23 protein-coding genes and 4 tRNA genes are annotated in these 18,623 nt (G+C 70.0%); 16 read left to right on the top strand and 11 right to left on the bottom strand.

What is annotated here, in order from left to right; translation table 11 throughout:
- From WFK95_RS16860 to WFK95_RS16835, 6 genes are all read right to left on the bottom strand, one after another.
- Window positions 1–151: acyl-ACP desaturase (locus WFK95_RS16860; protein ID WP_336671311.1), on the bottom strand; the 151-nt coding region annotated here is incomplete at its 3' end.
- Window positions 152–307: 156 nt separating this feature from the next.
- Window positions 308–946 carry a response regulator transcription factor gene (locus tag WFK95_RS16855; RefSeq protein WP_224647394.1) on the bottom strand — a complete coding sequence of 213 codons (639 nt, stop codon included), beginning with the start codon at window positions 944–946 and terminating at the stop codon, window positions 308–310.
- A complete protein-coding gene (locus tag WFK95_RS16850) occupies window positions 943–2,097 on the bottom strand; it encodes a sensor histidine kinase (protein ID WP_224647393.1) in 1,155 nt (384 codons plus the stop codon). The genes WFK95_RS16855 and WFK95_RS16850 overlap by 4 nt, the downstream gene beginning before the upstream one ends.
- 64 nt (window positions 2,098–2,161) lie before the next feature.
- Window positions 2,162–2,992 carry an ABC transporter permease gene (locus WFK95_RS16845; protein ID WP_224647391.1) on the bottom strand — a complete coding sequence of 277 codons (831 nt, stop codon included), beginning with the start codon at window positions 2,990–2,992 and terminating at the stop codon, window positions 2,162–2,164.
- Window positions 2,989–3,951, bottom strand: coding sequence for an ABC transporter ATP-binding protein (locus WFK95_RS16840; protein WP_224647389.1), 963 nt, complete (start codon window positions 3,949–3,951; stop codon window positions 2,989–2,991). The genes WFK95_RS16845 and WFK95_RS16840 overlap by 4 nt, the downstream gene beginning before the upstream one ends.
- Window positions 3,948–4,229, bottom strand: a complete 282-nt coding sequence (locus WFK95_RS16835) for a hypothetical protein (RefSeq protein WP_224647387.1) — start codon at window positions 4,227–4,229, stop codon at window positions 3,948–3,950. The genes WFK95_RS16840 and WFK95_RS16835 overlap by 4 nt, the downstream gene beginning before the upstream one ends.
- Window positions 4,230–4,420: 191 nt before the next feature.
- Here WFK95_RS16835 and WFK95_RS16830 point away from each other — a divergent pair, with 191 nt between their 5' ends.
- Genes WFK95_RS16830 through WFK95_RS16815 form a run of 4 tightly spaced genes read left to right on the top strand, consistent with a single transcriptional unit; the run spans window position 4,421 to window position 8,656 of the window.
- Window positions 4,421–5,353: a carbohydrate ABC transporter permease gene (locus WFK95_RS16830; RefSeq protein ID WP_336671301.1), complete on the top strand. Its 933-nt coding sequence runs from the start codon at window positions 4,421–4,423 to the stop codon at window positions 5,351–5,353.
- A gap of 26 nt (window positions 5,354–5,379) precedes the next feature.
- Entirely contained in the window at window positions 5,380–6,183 is an 804-nt protein-coding gene (locus tag WFK95_RS16825) for a carbohydrate ABC transporter permease (protein WP_224647399.1), read from the top strand.
- Between the two features lie 38 nt (window positions 6,184–6,221).
- Window positions 6,222–7,538: an ABC transporter substrate-binding protein gene (locus WFK95_RS16820; RefSeq protein ID WP_336671300.1), complete on the top strand. Its 1,317-nt coding sequence runs from the start codon at window positions 6,222–6,224 to the stop codon at window positions 7,536–7,538.
- A 47-nt stretch (window positions 7,539–7,585) separates the two neighbouring features.
- A complete protein-coding gene (locus WFK95_RS16815) occupies window positions 7,586–8,656 on the top strand; it encodes an ABC transporter ATP-binding protein (protein ID WP_224647382.1) in 1,071 nt (356 codons plus the stop codon).
- On the opposite strand, the gene WFK95_RS16810 is transcribed toward WFK95_RS16815, so the two are convergent.
- Window positions 8,570–9,823, bottom strand: a complete 1,254-nt coding sequence (locus WFK95_RS16810) for a glycosyltransferase (RefSeq protein ID WP_443081567.1) — start codon at window positions 9,821–9,823, stop codon at window positions 8,570–8,572. The genes WFK95_RS16815 and WFK95_RS16810 overlap by 87 nt on opposite strands.
- A 109-nt stretch (window positions 9,824–9,932) precedes the next feature.
- On the opposite strand from WFK95_RS16810, the gene WFK95_RS16805 reads away from it, so the two are divergent.
- The 3 genes from WFK95_RS16805 to WFK95_RS16795 all read left to right on the top strand — a co-directional run bounded on the left by WFK95_RS16805 (window position 9,933) and on the right by WFK95_RS16795 (window position 11,364).
- Window positions 9,933–10,349, top strand: coding sequence for a VOC family protein (locus tag WFK95_RS16805; protein ID WP_224647380.1), 417 nt, complete (start codon window positions 9,933–9,935; stop codon window positions 10,347–10,349).
- Window positions 10,350–10,402: 53 nt separating this feature from the next.
- Window positions 10,403–10,475 (top strand) — tRNA-Lys (locus WFK95_RS16800).
- A 304-nt stretch (window positions 10,476–10,779) separates the two neighbouring features.
- Complete coding sequence (locus WFK95_RS16795) at window positions 10,780–11,364, top strand: YdeI/OmpD-associated family protein (RefSeq protein ID WP_336671298.1); 585 nt, start codon at window positions 10,780–10,782, stop codon at window positions 11,362–11,364.
- A 56-nt stretch (window positions 11,365–11,420) separates the two neighbouring features.
- Here the strand turns inward: WFK95_RS16795 and WFK95_RS16790 are convergent, their stop codons facing one another.
- Genes WFK95_RS16790 through WFK95_RS16780 form a run of 3 tightly spaced genes read right to left on the bottom strand, consistent with a single transcriptional unit; the run spans window position 11,421 to window position 12,668 of the window.
- Entirely contained in the window at window positions 11,421–11,915 is a 495-nt protein-coding gene (locus WFK95_RS16790; protein WP_336671297.1) for an SRPBCC family protein, read from the bottom strand.
- Complete coding sequence (locus WFK95_RS16785) at window positions 11,912–12,241, bottom strand: ArsR/SmtB family transcription factor (RefSeq protein WP_336671296.1); 330 nt, start codon at window positions 12,239–12,241, stop codon at window positions 11,912–11,914. The genes WFK95_RS16790 and WFK95_RS16785 overlap by 4 nt, the downstream gene beginning before the upstream one ends.
- A gap of 40 nt (window positions 12,242–12,281) precedes the next feature.
- Window positions 12,282–12,668 (bottom strand): DoxX family protein, encoded by a 387-nt coding sequence (locus WFK95_RS16780; RefSeq protein WP_336671295.1) that lies wholly within the window; start codon window positions 12,666–12,668, stop codon window positions 12,282–12,284.
- Between the two features lie 78 nt (window positions 12,669–12,746).
- Here WFK95_RS16780 and WFK95_RS16775 point away from each other — a divergent pair, with 78 nt between their 5' ends.
- The 8 genes from WFK95_RS16775 to WFK95_RS16740 all read left to right on the top strand — a co-directional run bounded on the left by WFK95_RS16775 (window position 12,747) and on the right by WFK95_RS16740 (window position 16,420).
- A complete protein-coding gene (locus tag WFK95_RS16775; protein ID WP_224647370.1) occupies window positions 12,747–13,589 on the top strand; it encodes a sigma-70 family RNA polymerase sigma factor in 843 nt (280 codons plus the stop codon).
- Window positions 13,590–13,755: 166 nt separating this feature from the next.
- Window positions 13,756–13,828, top strand: a tRNA-Glu gene (locus WFK95_RS16770).
- A 25-nt stretch (window positions 13,829–13,853) separates the two neighbouring features.
- Window positions 13,854–13,930 (top strand) — tRNA-Asp (locus tag WFK95_RS16765).
- Window positions 13,931–13,972: 42 nt separating this feature from the next.
- Window positions 13,973–14,046 (top strand) — tRNA-Phe (locus WFK95_RS16760).
- Window positions 14,047–14,128: 82 nt separating this feature from the next.
- A complete protein-coding gene (locus tag WFK95_RS16755) occupies window positions 14,129–14,410 on the top strand; it encodes a hypothetical protein (RefSeq protein ID WP_336671294.1) in 282 nt (93 codons plus the stop codon).
- Window positions 14,411–14,490: 80 nt separating this feature from the next.
- Entirely contained in the window at window positions 14,491–14,928 is a 438-nt protein-coding gene (locus WFK95_RS16750) for a DUF6264 family protein (protein ID WP_224647366.1), read from the top strand.
- 257 nt (window positions 14,929–15,185) lie between these two features.
- A complete protein-coding gene (locus WFK95_RS16745; RefSeq protein WP_224647364.1) occupies window positions 15,186–15,374 on the top strand; it encodes a hypothetical protein in 189 nt (62 codons plus the stop codon).
- Window positions 15,375–15,472: 98 nt separating this feature from the next.
- Complete coding sequence (locus WFK95_RS16740; protein WP_224647362.1) at window positions 15,473–16,420, top strand: LppP/LprE family lipoprotein; 948 nt, start codon at window positions 15,473–15,475, stop codon at window positions 16,418–16,420.
- Between the two features lie 13 nt (window positions 16,421–16,433).
- On the opposite strand, the gene WFK95_RS16735 is transcribed toward WFK95_RS16740, so the two are convergent.
- The gene (locus tag WFK95_RS16735) at window positions 16,434–17,057 is read right to left on the bottom strand and encodes a TetR/AcrR family transcriptional regulator (RefSeq protein WP_224647360.1); all 624 of its coding nucleotides are present in this window, start codon (window positions 17,055–17,057) and stop codon (window positions 16,434–16,436) included.
- Window positions 17,058–17,235: 178 nt separating this feature from the next.
- Between WFK95_RS16735 and WFK95_RS16730 the strand changes: the two genes are divergently transcribed.
- Entirely contained in the window at window positions 17,236–18,621 is a 1,386-nt protein-coding gene (locus WFK95_RS16730; RefSeq protein WP_336671293.1) for a lipase family protein, read from the top strand.
- Window positions 18,622–18,623 lie beyond the last annotated feature (2 nt).

Here is an 18,623-nt window from a genome sequence, read left to right as displayed (position 1 = left end):
GGGCGGCGAAGTTCTTGCCGTCCGACCACGGGATGTAGTCGTGGGGGCTCCAGTCCTTCGTCATCGAGAGATGGCGGTTGACGTTGTCCTCGGCGACACCGGAGAGCTCCTGCAGGAGCTCCAGCTGGGTCAGTTGGCGGGTCGACATCATTCCTCTTTCGACGTTTGGATCAGTTCCAGATTATCCCGAAAGTCTACGCACTTCGGTCGTTGTACTCAACGTCCCCAGCGGAAAGTGACCCTTTCGGGTAAGGGACGCACCAGGTGCATCGCCATGGGACGTGGGTACGTTACACCGAGACGAGGGTCACAGGATCCAGCCGAGCTCGCGGGCCCGCACCGCCGCTTCGTACCGGTTCGCGGTTCCCAGCTTCGCCATCGCGGACGAGAGGTAGTTGCGCGTGGTGCCCGCGCTGAGGTGCGCCCGCTTCGCGATCTCCTCGACCGACGCGCCGTCGACGGCGAACTCCAGCACGTCGGCCTCGCGCGGGGTCAGTGGCGAATCGCCCGCGCTGATCGCCTCCGCCGCCAGCTCGGGGTCGACGTACCGCCCGCCGCCGTGGACGGTGCGGATGACCTGCGCCAACGTGGCCGCCGGCACCGTCTTCGGCAGGAAGCCGCGGACCCCCGTCGCGAGGGCGCGCTTGAGGTAGCCGGGCCGTCCATGGCTGGTCACGATGAGCGTCGCGGCGCCGGGCGTCCGGCGCAGCAGCTCGGCCGCGGTGTCGATGCCGTCCGGGCCGGGCATCTGCAGGTCGATCACCGCGACCGCGGGCGGGAGGCCCTCGGTGACGCGGCGCTCCCACAGCGCGATCAGCTCGGTGCCCGACGCCGCCTCCGCGGCCACCGAGATGTCCGGTTCCAGGTCGAGCAGCGCGGCCACGGCCGTGCGGATCAGGTGCTCGTCGTCCGCGATGACCACCTCGATCTCGGGTGTCTCGGTCATGCCGCCTCCCAGGTTGCGGTCAGGGTGAACTCGTCGCCGTCGTGCGCGGCGTCCAGTGCCGCGCCCACCGCCCGGAGCCGCCCGCGCAGCCCGTCGATGCCCGACGGTGCGCCGTCGCCCCCGGTCGCGGGGCCGGCACCGTCGTTGCGCAGGACCAGGCCCGACGGGCGCAGCGTGAGCACGGCCTGCGTGGCCGTGGAGTGCTTGACGATGTTGGTGGTGCCCTCGCGGACGACCCAGGCGGCGGCCTCGTGGAGTGCGGGCGGGATCTCGTCGGGCTCGCCGATGACGCGGAGCTCGCAGCCCGCGGCGGAGAGCAGGGAGCGGGCTCCGGCGACCTCGGTGGCGAGGTCGATGGCGCGGTAGCCGCGGACCAGGGTGCGGGCATCCTCCATCGAGGAGACCGCGAGGGCCTTGACCTCGTCCATCTCGCCGGCGGCGCGTTCGACGGCGCCCGCCCGGGCGAGCGTGGCGGCGAGCTCGCTCTTGACGGAGATGGCGGAGAAGGCGCGGCCGACCACATCGTGCAGGTCCCGGGAGAAGCGCAGGCGTTCCTCGGCGACCTCGAGTTCGGCCGCGAGCCGCTTGCCGTTCTCCAGCTCGGTGAGGATCTGCATGCCCCAGACGGTGCTGCGCGAGGTCCACATCAGTGCGGCCCCCACCACCAGCAGCAGGAAGCTGACCTGCCAGGCTTCGGGCCCGCGGGTGAGCAGCGGGGTGAGGACGGCGCCGGCGACGAGGACGAACCAGCGGTGCCGCACGAACGGGATCACGCCCGCGGACGCCATGAAGAAGGTCATCGATGCGGTGACCGCGGCCTCGTTCTTGTCCACGCCGGGGAATCGGGCGGCGACGATGGTGGCCAGCCAGACGCCGGCGACCCCTACGACCGCGAACCGCCAGGCGAGGCGTCGCTGGCGGTCGGTCGCGCGGATCGCGAGGTCGGGCTGTGCCTCGATCCCCGCGATCGAGGCGAGGCCGGCGATGACGATGCCGATCGCCGGCCAGGCGCGGGTGCCACTGACCAGGAGCATGGTGACCACGCCGACCATCACGCTCTGCAGGACGAGCCGGGTGTAGAGGCGGTACTTCTCCACACCCGGCATGTCCCGCCACCACGCCACGACGCGGCGCAGCGGGGCGGGGATCACTCGATCACCCGCGGTCGTCCCAGCGGAACCACTTCCGAGTGAGGACGAGGGACGGCAACGGGCGTCACCCGCGGTCGTCCCAGCGGAACCACTTCTTCGCGAGGATGACTGCGATCACGGTCCATACCGCCAGTGTCGCAAGCGGGCGGCCGGTCTCGCCGAAGGTGGCGGCGAAGCCGAGCGTCGCGGCGTCGTCGGGCGCGCCGGGCGCGAGGCCCGCCTGCCCCAGCCGGATGAGGTCGGAGATCGCGGCGAAGGGCGTCCAGTCGGCGATCAGGGCGAGCCGGTCCGGGAGGATCTGCCGGATGTTCGCCATGCCCACCATCGAGATCACCATGACGGGCATCGACGTGATCTGCGCGGCCTCGGCGTTCTTGGTCATGGCGCTGGTGGCGAGTGCGAGCAGCGTGAAGATCACCAGGCCCGCGGCGAGCGCGAACACCATGAGCAGGGCGTTCACGGGCAGCGGCCCGCCCGCGCCGTACACGGCGCCGGCCACGATGACCGCGCCGAGCACGGTGAGGGCGATGCCCGGCACCGCGGGGGCGGCGAGGATCTGCAGGTCGGAGGACTCGCCGGTGCGCAGGCGCTTGAGCACGCCCTCGGAGCGACGGGTCGTGACCATCGACAGCACCGAGTAGTACTGCACGAACAGCAGCGCGAAGACGGCGAACATCTCCATCGTGATCGCCACGCCGAGCGGCTTCGGGGCCGCATCGCCCCGGGCGAGGAAGAACAGCAGTAGCGGCGTCCCGATGGGGAAGACGGTCCCCATGAAGAGCAGCGTCTTGTTCCGGCGGAACTGCAGGAACTCGGCGTGCGCGAGGGCGCGCAGCGGGTGCCGGCCGTATCCGACGGCGGGCGCGGACGGGGTCGCGGCGGTGGTGGCGGTCATGCGGGGGCTCCGATCGGCTCGTCGGCGACGGTCTCGTCGCCGCTCGCGATGGTGAGGAAGACGGACTCGAGGGAGGGGTGCCGGGCCTGCAGCCCGGACAGCGCGAGGTCGCGGCCGGCGGCCCACCCGAGGAGGGCGTGCAGGTCGTCCTGCAACCGGAAGGTGCGCAGGGTGACGCGGCCGGCACCGTCGGCCGCGGCGGACCAGCCGTCGGCGAGCGACGGCAGGGGCACGCCGGGGTCGTCGAACGAGATCTCGGCGGGGTGGCCGCCGACGATCTCGCGGAGCGTCCCGAGCCGGGCGATCGCGCCACGGTGCATGATCGCGATGCGGTCGGCGAGCGCCTCGGCCTCGTCGAGGTAGTGCGTGGTGAGCACCATCGTGACGCCGTCGCGCTTGAGCTCGCTGAGCAGCTTCCAGGTGGCGCGGCGGCTCTCGGGGTCGAGGCCGGTGGTCGGCTCGTCGAGGAACAGCAGCCGCGGCTGTCCGATGAGCGCGCACGCCAGGTCGACGCGCCGCTGCTCGCCGCCCGAGAGGGCGCCCACCCGGACGTCGGCGCGCTCGCGCAGGTTCACGCGGTCGAGCACGGCGTCGGCGGTGGTGGGGTTGCTGCAGGTGCCGCGCCACATCTCGAGGGTCTCGCGCACGGTCAGCTCGGCGGGCAGGCCGCCGGACTGCAGCATGATGCCGGTCAGCGGGCGGACCCGGCGCCGCTCGGCGTGCGGGTCGAGGCCGAAGACGGCGAGCTCGCCGGCGCTGGGCCGGGCGAGGCCCTCCAGCAGGTCGAGGGTCGAGGTCTTGCCGGCGCCGTTGGTGCCGAGGAGCGCGAAGACCTCGCCGGCCTCGACGCGCAGGTCGATGCCGCGGACGGCCTCGAAGGCGTCGGCGCCGGTGCCGTACGTGCGGCGCAGACCGGTCGCCTCGATGACGGGGCCGGGGGCGGACGCGGGGGCGCTCATCGACGGTCCCACTTCCGCATGCCGAGCACCCACCGCACCGCGAGGTGCAGCGCGGCGACGCCGGCGACGATCGAGGCCAGCACGACGGGCGGCTGCAGCACGACCACGACGAGCGCGATGAGCACGACCGTCGCGACGATCACGGCGCCCTCGCGGGCCCGGGTCGGGGCGGGGCCGAGTCGGCACACGTCGACGAAGAAGTCGTGCAGCCCGCCGGACGACGGTGCCGCCGGCGGATGGTCGGGACGGTGGGCGGTGTGGAGATCGTTGGCGTTCATGCATTCAGCTTGTCCGCGATCCGGGCCGCCCAGTAGTGCGCGCTGTCAGCGGTTTCCCGCAGGTTGTCACCGATTCCCGATGACATCTGTCATGCCGGGCGGCCGCACCGCCCCCGTGCGATCATGAATTCGTTACCGAATCTTTTCCCGTTCTTCCTCCGCCGGACGGGGAAGTGCAGCACGCTACGGCAGTGACCGCCACGACCGAACGGGTGGAGCCATCACCCAAGACGGGGCTGGCCGCCAACCTGGTACTCAAGGACAACCTGCTGTTCCTGTTGTTCGTCGTGCCGAACCTGGTGCTGCTGGCCGTCTTCACCTATCGCCCGCTGATCGACAACGTGCGCCTGAGCTTCCAGGACTGGTCGCTCGCCAGCGTGGACCCGGCGCGGTGGATCGGTCTCGACAACTATCGCGAGTTCTTCTCCAAGGCGGAGAGCTGGCAGGTCGTCACGATCACGCTGATCTTCACGGTGAGCGCGGTCATCTTCTCCATGGTGCTGGGCCTTGCGCTGGCGATGCTGCTCGATCAGAACCTCAAGGGCCGCAACCTGGTCCGCTCCGCGGTCTTCGCGCCCTTCGTGATCTCGGGCGCGGCGATCGGCGCAGCCTTCTACTTCGTCTTCAACCCGCAGTTCGGGGCGGTCGCCTCGATCCTGGCGTGGCTCGGCATCGAGAGCCCGGACTTCTACCAGAATCCGGGCTGGGCGCTATTCCTGGTGACCTTCACCTACATCTGGAAGAACCTGGGCTACACCTTCGTCATCTACCTCGCCGCGCTGCAGGGGCTCAACAAGGACCTCGACGAGGCCGCCGCGATCGACGGCACGCCGCCGTGGCGCAAGTTCGTGCGCGTCACGCTGCCGCAGCTACGGCCCGCGACCTACTTCCTGTCGATCACCGTGCTGCTCAACAGCCTTCAGGTCTTCGACATCATCAACATCATGTTCCCCGCGGGCGGCCCGCAGGGCGGCACCACGACGATGGTCTTCGACATCTACTGGCAGACCTTCCGGAACCAACGCGCCGGCTACGGCGCGACCATCGCGACGATCATGTTCCTCGTGCTGCTCATCGTGACCGTGGTGCAGGTGCGGATGATGGATCGGGGGGACGAGAAGTGAGCGGATCGCCCACGGGCACCACCGGAATGAAGGCGCTCGGCTACCTCGGCATGGCGGCGACGCTGCTGCTCGTGGCCGTGCCCGTGTACTTCATCGTGATCACCTCGTTCAAGGACCGGCCGGACATCTTCGTCTCGCCCGCGACGTGGTGGCCGCCGACCTGGTACCCCGAGAACTACAGCTACGTGACGCAGGAGATCCCGTACTGGCAGTACCTGCGGAACTCGGCGATCATCACCCTCGTCACCGGGACCATCAAGTTCGTCCTCGGCGTGAGCACCGCCTACGCGCTGGTCTTCCTGCGCTTCCCGTTCAAGAAGCTGCTGTTCCTCGTCGTGATCGCGGCGCTCATGGTGCCCAACCAGATCACCGTCATCTCGAACTACGCGCTCATGGCGGACTACCGCAACACCTTCGTCGGCATCATTCTCCCGCTCGCGGGCGTCGCCTTCGGCACCTTCCTCATGCGCAACCACTTCCTCTCGCTGCCCAAGGAGATCGTGGAAGCGGCGCGCATGGACGGGGCCGGTCACCTGCGCCTGCTGTTCCGGGTGATCCTGCCGATCTCCATCCCCACGATGGTGGCCTTCGCGGTCATCACGCTGGTGAACGAGTGGAACGAGTACCTCTGGCCGTTCCTCATGTCGGACAACGCCGCCGTCGCGCCGCTGCCCGTCGGCCTCACCCTGCTCCAGAACACCGAGCAGGGGGTGAACTGGGGGCCCGTCATGGCGGCCACCCTGCTCACCGCCCTGCCGATGCTCATCGTCTTCCTGATCCTGCAGCGGCAGATGATCAAGGGCCTGACCTCCGGCGCCGTCAAGGGCTGACCGGGACCACCACAGAAGAAACACCAAGGGAGAAACTCATGGGCGACTTCACACGGCGCGGATTCCTCGTCACCGGCCTCGCGGCGACCGCGGCGGTGGCGGCGGCGTGCGCGGGCTCGGGTTCGGGCGGCGGCTCGTCGAACTCGGGCAGCGGCGGCAGCGGCGGCGACATCACGCTGCGCTTCCTCAGCAACCACCCCGGCAGCTCGAAGGCGACCGAGCAGGCGTTGATCGACGAGTTCCAGAAGGCCAACCCCGGCATCAAGGTGGAGCTGCTCGACGGCGGCAAGAACTACGAGCAGGTGGCCCAGAAGTTCCAGACCTCGCTCTCCGGCGGCGACAAGGCCGACATCATCGTCGTCTCCGACGTCACCTGGTTCAACTTCGCGCTGAACAAGCAGATCGCGCCCCTCGACGACCTCTTCGGCGCCGCCGGCCTCAAGCCCGAGGACTACGTCGACTCCCTGCTCGCCGACACGAAGTTCGAGGGCAAGCACTACGCCGTGCCCTTCGCCCGCTCGACGCCGCTGTTCTACTACAACAAGGACGTCTGGAAGAAGGCCGGCCTCGAGGACCGCGGCCCCAAGGACTGGGACGAGTTCGCGCAGTGGGCACCCCGCATCCAGGAGGCCATCGGCGGCGACAAGAAGGCCATCGTGATCGCCGACGGCGAGAACTACATCGACTGGGTCTTCGAGGGCTGGAACTGGTCCAAGGGCGGCGCCTACTCGGACGGCTGGGACCTCAAGTTCACCACCCCGGAGTCGATCGCCGCGGCGAACCAGCTCAAGGACGTCATCGGCAAGTGGGGCCGCCTGGCCACCACCCCGGAGAACGACTTCGGCGCCGGCCTGGCCGCCGTCACCCTGCAGTCCACCGGCTCGCTCAAGACGATCAGCACCACCGCCAAGTTCGAGCTCGGCACCGCCTTCCTCCCCGGCCCCGCCGGCAAGTCGTGCCCCACCGGCGGCGCGGGTGTCGCCGTGGCCGAGGGCATCTCGGCCGACCGCAAGGCCGCCGCGGTGAAGTTCATCGAGTTCCTCACCAACACGGCGAACACCTCGAAGTTCTCGCAGGCCACCGGGTACATGCCGGTGCGCAAGGCCGCCGTCGACGAGCCCTCGATGAAGGCATTCATCGAGAAGAACCCGAACTTCGGCACCGCCGTCAAGCAGCTCCCGCTGACCCGCAGCCAGGACAACGCCCGCGTCTTCGTGCCGGGCGGCGGCGAGGACATCGGCCGGGCGCTGCAGCAGATCGCGACCGGCGGCGACGCCGCGGCCGTGCTCGGGGCGCTGCAGAAGACCATCCAGGGCAAGATCGACTCGCAGATCAAGCCCAAGCTGCCGAAGTAGTCCCGGCAGCAAACGGTTCCGTACGAACTAGGAGTGACAGGAAGACCATGGCAACGGTGCGTTTCGACGGTGCGACCGTCCAGTACCCGGGCGCCGAGCGGCCCTCGGTCAGCTCGCTCGACCTGGACATCGCCGACGGCGAGTTCGTCGTGCTGGTCGGCCCGTCGGGCTGCGGCAAGTCGACCAGCCTGCGGGCGCTGGCCGGGCTCGAGGCCGTCACCGACGGGCGGATCCTCATCGACGACGTCGACGTCACGGCGGTCTCGCCGAAGAAGCGCGACGTGGCCATGGTCTTCCAGAACTACGCGCTCTACCCGAACATGACGGTGGCGCAGAACATGGGCTTCGCGCTGCGCAACGCCGGTGTCTCCAAAGAGGACACGGCGAAGCAGGTGGCCGAGGCGGCGGCGATGCTGGAGCTGGAGCCCCTGCTCGACCGCAAGCCCGCGCGGCTCTCGGGCGGGCAGCGGCAGCGCGTCGCGATGGGGCGCGCCATCGTGCGCCACCCCAAGGTCTTCGCGATGGACGAGCCGCTGTCGAACCTCGATGCGCGGCTGCGGGTCTCGACCCGCTCGCAGATCTCCGCGCTGCAGCGGCGACTCGGCGTCACCACGCTCTACGTGACGCACGACCAGGTCGAGGCCATGACCATGGGCGACCGCGTCGCGGTGCTCAAGGACGGGCTGCTGCAGCAGGCCGCGCCGCCGCGCGAGCTGTACGACGACCCGGTCAACACCTTCGTCGCGGGCTTCCTCGGCTCGCCCGGCATGAACCTGCTCACCGTGCCCCGCACCGACGCCGGCGCCGACCTCGGCGGTGCGACCGTGCCCGTGCCGCGCACCGTCGAATCCGGTGCGACGGTGACCGTCGGCCTGCGGCCCGAGGCCTTCGACGTGGTCGCGGCGGGCACCCCGGGCGCGGCGAAGGGCACCGTCGCGCTGGTCGAAGAGCTGGGCGCCGAGGCGCTCGTCTACGTGACCGTCGACGGTCAGGACAAGCCCGTCGTGGCGCGCGCCGACCGCGCGTCGACGCTACGAGCCGGCGAGGAGACCGGCCTCGTCCCGGCGGCGGAGCAGGCGCTGTTCTTCCACGCGGAAACGGGCGACCGGCTGCGCTGACCGTCCGCCGCGCAGGAACATCCGCCGCTGCGCGGTCGCCCGGTGCAGGTCCAGCATCGCGTCCACCGCGCGGTCCCAGGTGTACTGCTCGGCACATGCCCGCGCGGCCGTGCGGTACTCGTCGCGCTCCAGGACCGCCCGCACGGCCGCGGCGAAGGCGGCCCCCGTGTCGGCCGCCGGAAGCCCGCACCCGTCGCGGGTCACGTCGGCCAGGGCGCTGTTGCGGGACACCACGATCGGCGTGCCGGAGGCCAGCGCCTCCATCGCGCTGAGCCCGAAGGTCTCGTGCGGGCCGGGGCAGATTGCGACGTCCGCCGCCGCGAGCAGGTCGGCGAGGGCGTCGCGGTCCGCGAGGTGCCCGGTGAACGTGACCGGCAGACCGCGGGCCTGCCGCCGCAGCTCGTCGGCCATCGCGCCGTCGCCCGCGATCACCAGGCGGGCGCGGACACCGTCGGCCACGAGGGCCCGCACCACCTCGATCCCGCGCGCCGGGTGCTTCTCCATCGAGAGTCGGCAGGACTGCACGAGGAGGACGTCCGCAGCGGTGTCGTGCGGCCCGCTCGCTCCGCTCCCGGCGCCGGTGGCCCAGCGGGCGCGCGCCGATGGGGTGGCGCGGTCCGGGCGGAAGGTCGCGAGGTCGACGCCGAGCGGCACCGTCTCGACGTTGGGCGCCTGCACGCGGGCGAACTCCTCGCCGGCGAAGGCCGTCGTGCAGACGACCGAGTCGTAGCTACGGGCCGTGCCCAGGTTGGCCACGTCGGCGGCCCAGGTCGCGACGCGGAGCGGGGCGCCGAGTTCGATCATCCGGTCCAGGCGCTCGTGGCTGATCATGATCGAGCCGATGCCGTGCGCCTTCGCCCACGGGCCCATGCCGCGCAGCGTGAGGCGGTCGGAGACCTCGAGGCTGTCGGCGCCGAGGCGGGGGAGGAGCCGGCGGATGAGGACCGGGCTGGCGGCCCGGTAGCCCTCCACCTTGAAGAACTTGCGGCCCGGGACGGTGATGCGGCGGACGCCCGAGTCCAGCACCTCGTCGTCGTGCCCGCGGCCCGCGACCACCAGCGTGACGGCGTGTCCGCGGTCGACGTAGCCCGCGCCCAATTGGTCCACGGCGGTCCGCAGGCCGCCGGAACGGGGCCCGTAGAAGTTCGCCAGCTGAACGATGTGCATCGGCTGCATCCCGCCAGGCTGCCCGCGAGGTCGGTCGCGGGGGTGAACGGGCGGAATCCGCTGGACGAACTGTATGAACTTGTCGGTCCACGGGAGCAGAATCAGGGGCATGACCGTACGCCTGAACCCCTACATCAGCTTCTCCGACAACGCCCGCGAGGCGCTCGAATTCTACCGGGACGTCTTCGGTGGCGAGCTCGAGATCTCCACCTTCGAGGGCATGCCGCCCGAAATGCTCTCGGACCCGAACGACGCCACCAAGGTGATGCACGGCCAGCTCACCACGGCGGACGGCTTCACCCTCATGTGCGCCGATACACCGACCGGGATGCCGCGGAACGTCGGTGACGACGTTTCCGTCTCCCTGTCGGGCGACGACCTCGCGAAGCTCACCGGGTGGTGGGAGAAGCTGTCGGCCAGCGGCTCCGTCACCGTCCCGTTCGTGCAGGCACCGTGGGGTGACACCTTCGGCATGTGCATCGACGGCTTCGGCGTGCACTGGATGGTCAACGCCGCGGCGTCTTGACCCGGCCCTGCGCATGTCCCGTCGCCGGTCAGTCGCTAGACTGACCGGCGCTAGGGCCTCTAGCTCAATTGGCAGAGCTCCGGACTTTTAATCCGTTGGTTGTGGGTTCGAGTCCCACGGGGCCCACTCAGAGTTCCTTGTTCCTTCGAGCCGACAAGCCGATCCTTGTGGTAGGTATGGCGTGTGGCCTCTCCTTACCCTCCGACGCGTCTGCCTCGCTGCGAGCTGTGCGGCGGCACCCAGGTCGGGAATCTCGCCGTGTGGGGTGCCGGACTACATCCGATGTCGCAGACAGTATGGGCAAACGTTCTGTCGGAGTTGGCCGCGGTCGTATCTCTCGGGTGCGGAAACACGAGGATGTTTGCGACCAACCTCGACAGGGTTCGGAGAGAGGCTCAGGCCCATCCCGAGCGGTTCACGTGGTGACTGCGTGCGGAGCGGTGGTCTGGATGTACTGGAATTCGTCACCGTCGATGAGTGGGAGCGCTGGCTCGAAAACCACCATGCGGACGCGGGGGAGGCTTGGCTGCGGATCGCGCGACGAGGATCCGCGGTTCCGGGGCTGACGATCGAGGACGCGCTGGACGGGGCGCTCTGCTTCGGCTGGATCGACGGGCAGCGGAGGTCGAACGACGCCGACTCCTTCCTCCAGCGCTATTCGCCGAGGCGCCGCACCAGCTCGTGGTCGCGGATCAACGTGGAGAAGTTCGAGGCGCTGGCCGCCGCGGGGAGGGTGCGGCCGGCGGGCTACGCGCAGCGCGACGCCGCGCGGGCGGATGGGCGCTGGGACGCCGCGTACGCGTCCCAGCGCACCGCCGAGACGCCACCCGATCTCAAGGCGGCGCTGGCCGAGAACCCCGCCGCTGCTGCGGCGTTCGAGGCGCTGAGCCGGTCCGATCGTTACGCCGTGATCCTCACGTTGCTCAAGGCCCGCACTCCGCAGCGGCGCGCAGAGCTCGTCGCGCGGGCCGTCGCCGACCTGAATGCCTCAGGAATTCGAGCCCAGGACCCGTAGACGTGCTCAGGTGCACCTCCATGCTCGAAGAACTCGACATCCTGAGGTGTCGGCGACTACTGCACCGCCCCGCCCTCGGCGACCGCGCGGAAGCGGTCCAGGTACAGCGGCCAGCCGTTGGCGCCACCGATCCCGGCGGACGCCTGCTCCCAGCCCTCGCCGTGCCGGTCCAGGTGGCGGTGCTCGATCTCGACCCGGGTGCGCTCCGGAGTCTCGGCGACGAAGCGGATCTCGACCTCGCTGGTCCGCGTGGGATCGGTCTCGATCTGCCACTGCGGGCTGATGTCCCAGCTGATCGTCAGCGAGTTCGGCGGATCGCATGCGAGTACGCGCGCCCAGGTGCAGACGGTGCCGTCCGTCCCGACGTCGTAGATCGTGCCGCCAGCCTGCGGTTCGAGCACGGTCTTCGCGATCGGCACGGCGAGCAGGTTGTGATCGCGCGGCTTGATCTCGTCGAAGCGCTCGGTGAACACGCGATAGGCGAAATCGATGGGCACGTCGACGGTGATGTCGACCTGCAGTGCGGTGGGGGCGGACGATGCGGCACTCATGACGGTGGATTCCCTTCCTCGGCATAGGCCTGTTCGGCCAGCTGCTTGAACGTGGTCAGCGTCTGCGTCCAGTAGCCCTCGAGCTCGCGCCGCAGGGCGGCCAGCCCGTCGGGCCGGGGCCGGTAGAGGCGCTCGCGTCCCTGTTTGCGCACGTCGACGAGGTGCGCGTCGAGGAGGACGCGGAGATGCTGCGAGACGGCGGGGCGGCTGACCGGCAGGTCCCGCGCGATCTCGGTGACCGAGCAGGGGCCGGCAGCCACCCGCGCGAAGACCGTTCGCCGAGTGGGATCGGCGAGGGCGGACCAGGGGTCGGCTGCGACGGACACAATGCGTAAGTTACTACTTACGCATTGTGTCGTCAACAGGTCAGGCGCCGTACGGCGCGAGCGCGATCCGGCCCCAGGCCACGAACGCGAGGGCGGCGATGAACACGATGTCGCCCGCCATGTACCCCCACTCGTCGCGGCGGAACCGCGTCGTCGCGGCCCCCGACATGAACAGGGCGAGCCCGCACGCGGCGAGGGGTGAGAGCACCGTCGCCACCCCGGTGACGGCGGGCAGGATCAGCCCCAGCCCGCCCGTCACCTTGATCGCCCCGATCGCCTTCAGGTGGGCGTCGCCGAAGTCGTCCACCCAGTGCTGGTTCGCGCCGAGGGCCCGGTAGCGATCGCGGGGGAGCGCGAGCAGGGCCAGGCCGCCGGCGGTGAAGCCGAGGGCCAGGACGGCGGTGATGATCCACAGTGCGATGTTCATGGCGGTGTCCTCTCGTTACCTTCGCCCGTTCGGGCTCGTCACAGGTCTGACGGATCACCGCATGGAAAGGTAACGACGATGGACCGCACTGAGCAGTTCGAGCAGCACAGGCCGCGACTGATCGCGGTCGCCACCCGCGCCCTCGGGTCCCGCGCGGACGCCGAGGACGCGGTCCAGGAGGCGTGGCTGCGGCTCGACCGGTGCGACGGTCCGCCGATCGAGAACCCGGGCGGCTGGCTCACCCGCGTGGTCGGACGGATCTGCATCGACGTCCTGCGCGCCCGTACGGCGCACCCCGAGACGGAGTTCGACGACGTTGATCCCATCGTCACCGACGACGACGGGCCGGAGGACGTCGCCGTCGCCGCGGACGCTGTCGGGCTCGCGCTGATGGTGGTGCTCGACTCGCTCAAACCGGACGAGCGCCTGGCCTTCGTCCTGCACGACCTGTTCGCGGTGCCGTTCGCCGAGGTCGGCGCCATCGTCGGCCGCTCGCCCGACGCCGCGAAGATGGCGGCGAGCAGGGCGCGGCGCCGGGTGCAGGGCGGCCCGTTGCCGATCGCCGAGCGCCGCGAGCAACGCGCGGTCGTGGACGCCTTCCTCGCCGCCGCGCGCGGCGGCGACTTCGAGGCCCTGCTGCGGGTGCTGGATCCCGACCTCACCTGGACCCGCCGGACGCCTCGCGGCGAGGTGGTCACCATCGGCGCGAACGCGGTGCTCGACGCGGTGCGACGGGGCGACCCGAGCCGGATCGAGGCACGCCGGGTCAACGTGAACGGGTCGCCCGGGATCCTGGTCTGGGGGCCCACGGGGAAGCCGGTCGGGCTCATGGCGTGCACCGTGGTCGGCGGCCGGATCGTCGACGTGGTCTCCATCATCGACCCGGCGCGGCTGGCGCGGATGGATCTGCCCGCACGATGATCGCTGGGGCCTGTTCAGCCGCTGTTCACCGCCGCGGCCCGAGGCCGTCGATTTCTGGCCCCTGACCAGCCGATTTGGGAACTGGGTGGAATGTGCCATAAGCTATCCCAGCTCCCAACGGAACACGGAAGCGGTGCGGAGAGCGGCTTCAAGTCGCCCGAAGCGAGCCCCCTTCGTTTAGTGGCCTAGGACGCCGCCCTTTCAAGGCGGTAGCGCGGGTTCGAATCCCGTAGGGGGTACGTCGCAAGACGGAAAATTGCATATGGCCCTGTGGCGCAGTTGGTTAGCGCGCCGCCCTGTCACGGCGGAGGTCGCGGGTTCGAGTCCCGTCAGGGTCGCCATCCGAGTTCGGAAGAACTCGGCGGTGACGGTTTTACCGGCACGGCCAGGTAGCTCAGTTGGTACGAGCGACCGCCTGAAAAGCGGTAGGTCGCCGGTTCGATCCCGGCTCTGGCCACAAGCAAAACCCCCTGTTCGCAGGGGGTTTTCTTGTGTCCGGAGACGGTGTGCGCCCGCGGCCGATCCGGGGGATTCACCTGATGTGCCGACGCCGGCCGCACGACAGAGTGGACGCGAGCGCCGGCACCGACGTGGGGAGCTACGGCTTCTACATCTTCGACCGGATCTCGCTCGCTGGGCAGCTCATCCGGCGTTCGGCGCCGTCGGATCCGGGACCGCCGAAGGACCGCACGCCCCTGGATCCGGTGCGGAAGGCGGAGGCGAAGCGGCGGGCCGCGGCGGGGGAGAGCACAGAGCGGATCGCCGAGGACTTCGACGTGCACCCGAGCGTGGTCTACAGCGCGGTCCACTCGTTCGACTGACGGCGCATGAGTACTTCCCCCTAGAAGGCCGCGCACTGTTACGGATTCCGGGCAACGGGCCGACGCGCCATGATCGACAGGTGAACGAATCCTCGCGCGGAGGCACCCCCGCAGCCGCCGGTCACCAGGTGCCGCAGTACCCGTACCGGGCGGCGATGCCCGTCGGGCGGCAGGTGCCGACCCACTGGCCGGCGTGGCGCATCGTCGACCTGGTGGCGACGATCGCCCTGTTCGTCGGGTACGCGGTCGGGGTCCTCGGGCTCCTCTACTTCAGCATCTTCTGGGTGATGGCGACGGACTCCTGCGGCGCGAACGACTGCGACTACGACAGGCTCGGCACCGCGTACGTGCTGAACGACCTCGGCGGGGTCGTCGTGTACGCGGTGGCCCTCGTCGTCGCCGTGATCCTCGTGGTGCGGAGACGGCCCGCGTTCTGGCTGCCGCTCGTCGGCGGCGCCGTCCAGGTCGGGCTGTTCCTCGCCGCGATGAATCAACTCAGCGGAGTGACCGCGGCGTAGGCGTTCGCCGCCCTCGCCTCGTCGGGAACGCGGGTTGTCGCCGTTGGGTCACAGCTCACCGGGATGTTCGCGCTGGTCACGGCACCGAAGTGCAGCCATCGCGCCAATGCGGTGAAGTGAAACAAGGGTTCTGTTCCGTACATGTACGGTTGCGCGGCATGCGTGCAGGCGGCAATCATGTCGTTCTCTCCGCGAAACGTCTCCGTGGGGCCCGGCCCGCGAACCGCGCGGGCCGCACGACGAAGGAACGAGCAGTGGTGACTGTGCGACTGTATCCGGGCGACCGGGTTCGATACCTCGAGGAAACCGCCGCCTTCGGCACCCTCCTCTCCGTGCCGTACGACGAGGAGGCCTCGGTACGCCTCGACGACGGCAGGGCGATCCGCGTCCCGGTCGACCGCATCTCGCGGATCTCGGAGCACGCCGCGACGAAGGTCGTCGACTGAGCTGCACTACACGGTGGTAACGATTGCCTGGTGATCACCGAACGAGAGGACGACGGCGCACCGCTGGGGGCTGCGCCGACCGTCGTTCGGGGGAATGCATGATCAGGACATCGAAGGCCGCCATCGCGCTCGTCGCCGCACTCGCTCTCACCGGCGGGTGCGGCGACGGATCCACCACGGCGGGGGACGCACCGTCGACCTTCGCGGCGCCGGCGACGAGCGCGCAGGCCGGAACCGGAGAGGCCCGTGCGGGTGCCACGACGCCGCCCGGCGCGGGCGGCGACTCACGCCCCGTGACGCAGGGGAGCGGGAAGTGCCTGGACCTCTCCTCCTCGACGGTGCGGGATGCGGTGGCGAAGCTCCCGTCGTTCCGCGGCAACGGATTCACCGCCACGCGTGGCACCGACGCGAGGGAGGGCTCCTGCCCCACCCTGATGTGGGCGCGCGCCGACCTGACCGGCGGTACGGGGAGCTCGCCCGTGTGGATCCTGTTCTTCGACCGCCAGGGCTACCTCGGCACGGCGACCAGCCGGTACACCACGTTCACCGGTGTCTTCGGCAGTACCGACGACTCCGTCGCGGTCTCGTACCGCTGGCTCAACCCGGGCGACAGTACCGCCGGCGTCTCTGGCGGCCCCGTGATCGTCACGTACACGCTCTCGGGACGCACCGTGACGCCCGACAAGGACGTACCGCCCCAGGTCTTCGACGGTGGCGCGCCCGCGCCCACTTCCACCGCGCCGCACGCGCCGACCGCGACGCCCGCGCCGGTCTCGCACTGCTCGGAGGCGACCCCTGAAACCCTGCGGACCAACGCCCAGATGAACTGGGGCGCGCAGATCGTCCAGCCCTTCGCCGTCGACTCGGTCGCCTGCGCCGACGACTGGGCGACCGCGCGCATACCGGCGCGCGAGGCCTATCCGCAGAGCGCAAAGCTGTTGTTCCGCTACACCGGCGGCGGCTGGAGCGGCGTCGCGTTCGGCAGCGGCTTCTCGTGCACGGAGAAGGGCGTTCCGGCGGCCATCGCCGCCCGGCTCGGCTGTTAGGCCTGGGCGTCGATCAGCTGAGGACTCCGGAGGTGATCAATCGCATCAGCGCCGCGGTCACGGTGGCGAGCTCGATCTCCGGGCGGGTCGCGTACTCCACGGTGGCGGCGTTCACGGCGCCCTGGAAGACGGTCCAGTCGAAGGTCCGGTCGCGGGCCTCGATGAGACCCTGCGCGGCGATGGACCGGCTCGCCGCATCGAGGATTCCGCTCCAGCTCTCCCGTGTTCTGCGCCGCTGCTCCTCCAGTTCGGGCGAGACGCCGACGACCTCGATGAAGCACAGTCGCACCCGCCGGGGATCGGCGCGGAAGTGATCGAAGTAGGCCCCGAGGCCGACCCGGATCCAGGGTTCGAGCTCTGTCATGTCGCTCGGGAATCCGTCGACCGCAGCCGTGAGGGAGGCCATGGCGTTCGCATGGACCTCCGTGTAGATCGCCGTCAGTAGCGCCTCGCGGTTGGCGAACAGCTCGTAGAACTGCCGGGAGGACAGGCCCGCCTCGGCGCACACGGCGGGCACGCTCGCCGCCGAGTACCCGTCACGGGCGAACACCTCGAGTCCCGCCTCCATGAGGCGCTGTCGGCGCTGGGCGCGCCGGAGCTCGAGCTCCTCACCGCCGTACTGCTTGGTCCGTGCCACGGGATGACGATACCGCCGAGGCGTGTGTCCGACGTCCATCTGAAACAGATTCGTTTCGATTTGGCGTTTCCGCGCCCGGCCGCGTGCTAGTGTCCGTCATCACAGTGACACACATATGTTTCACACTAACCCCCGGGAGGGTAACGTGGCAGCTCGTGGCGGTATTTCGCGACGGATCGTGAGGCTGGTCGGCGCCGTGGTCCTGGCGTTCGCGATGGCGGTGACGGGGCTGCCCGGCGTGGCCTCGGGCGACGCGGTGCGCCCGGCGACGGTGCCTGTCGAGCCGGCTCCGGCGATCCCGTTGCCGGCCGAGTTCGACCCGTCGTTCTACGCGCCGCCGGCCGCGGCCTACGCGGACAAGAAGCCTGGAGAGATCGTCGCGGCGCAGGCGATCAACGCAGCGAACTTCGGCGTTCTGCCCCTCAATGTGGACGCGTGGAAGGTGTCCTTCCGTACCGAGAACACCCGGGGAGAACCGATTCTCGGTGTGACCACCCTGCTCAAGCCGCGGGGTCGGACTGCGGGTGCGCGGCACGTGGTGTCCATGCAGTTGGCGGAGGACGGACTGGCGCAGTACTGCGCCCCGTCGTACGCGGTACAGCAGTGGTCGCTGAGCCTCCCCGTGCAGAACGCCGCGATCCCGTTCGAGATGCTGGTGGTGCAGGGCGTGCTGCAGCAGGGCTACGCCGTGTCGATACCGGACTACCAGGGCGCGGCGTCCGCCTACGGGGCGGGCCCGTTGCACGCGCGGATCACCCTGGACGGCCTGCGCGCGGCGCGGGACTTCGGTCCGCTGGGGGTGTCGAAGGACAGCCGGATGGCGATGTTCGGCTACTCGGGCGGCGCCATCGCGACCGGTCACGCGGCGGAGCTCAAGCGCAGCTACGCCCCGGAGCTGCCGATCGTCGGCGCTGCCGAGGGCGGCGTTCCCGCGGATCTCGGTGTGGTGCTCGACGTCGCGAACGGCCAGGCGACCAGCGGGCTGATCTTCGGTGCGGTGCTCGGACTCACCCGCGAGTACCCCTACTTCCGGGAATTCCTCGAGAAGCACCTCGACCCCGCGGGGAAGTTCCTCGCTGCGATCAAACAGCCCTTCTGCGTGGGTGTTCAGGCCGCGACATTGCCCTTCGTCAACCTCAAGGGCATGATCCGGTGGCCGGGCGATCCGCTCACCGCGCCGCCCGTCCGGCGGGTTCTCGCCGAGACGAGGATGGGCACAGTGCTGCCGGACATGCCGATGTACATCTGGAACTCGAATCCCGACGAGGTGATTCCAGTCGGTCAGGTCAACCGGCTGGTCGCCGACTACTGCGCCAAGCCCGGGGCGAGGGTGACGTACACGAGGGACCACTTCAGCGAGCACATCACCGGTGAGGTCGTCGGCGCGCCACTCGCGCTGCTCTGGCTCCGGGATCGCCTGGAGGGCAGGCCCGCCCCGTCCGGCTGCTCCACGAAGGACGCGGGTTCGATGGCTCTCGATCCGGCCTGGTGGCCGACCTTCTCGCAGGTGGTCGGCGGCGATCTGGCTGCGCTCTTCGGGCACGCGATCGGGGCCGGTCGCTGATC

Source organism: Tsukamurella sp. USMM236 (genome assembly GCF_037148755.1).
Taxonomy (GTDB): Bacteria; Actinomycetota; Actinomycetes; order Mycobacteriales; family Mycobacteriaceae; genus Tsukamurella.
The sequence above is the reverse complement of the archived record's forward strand: the minus strand, read 5'-3'. Positions and strand labels throughout refer to the sequence as shown.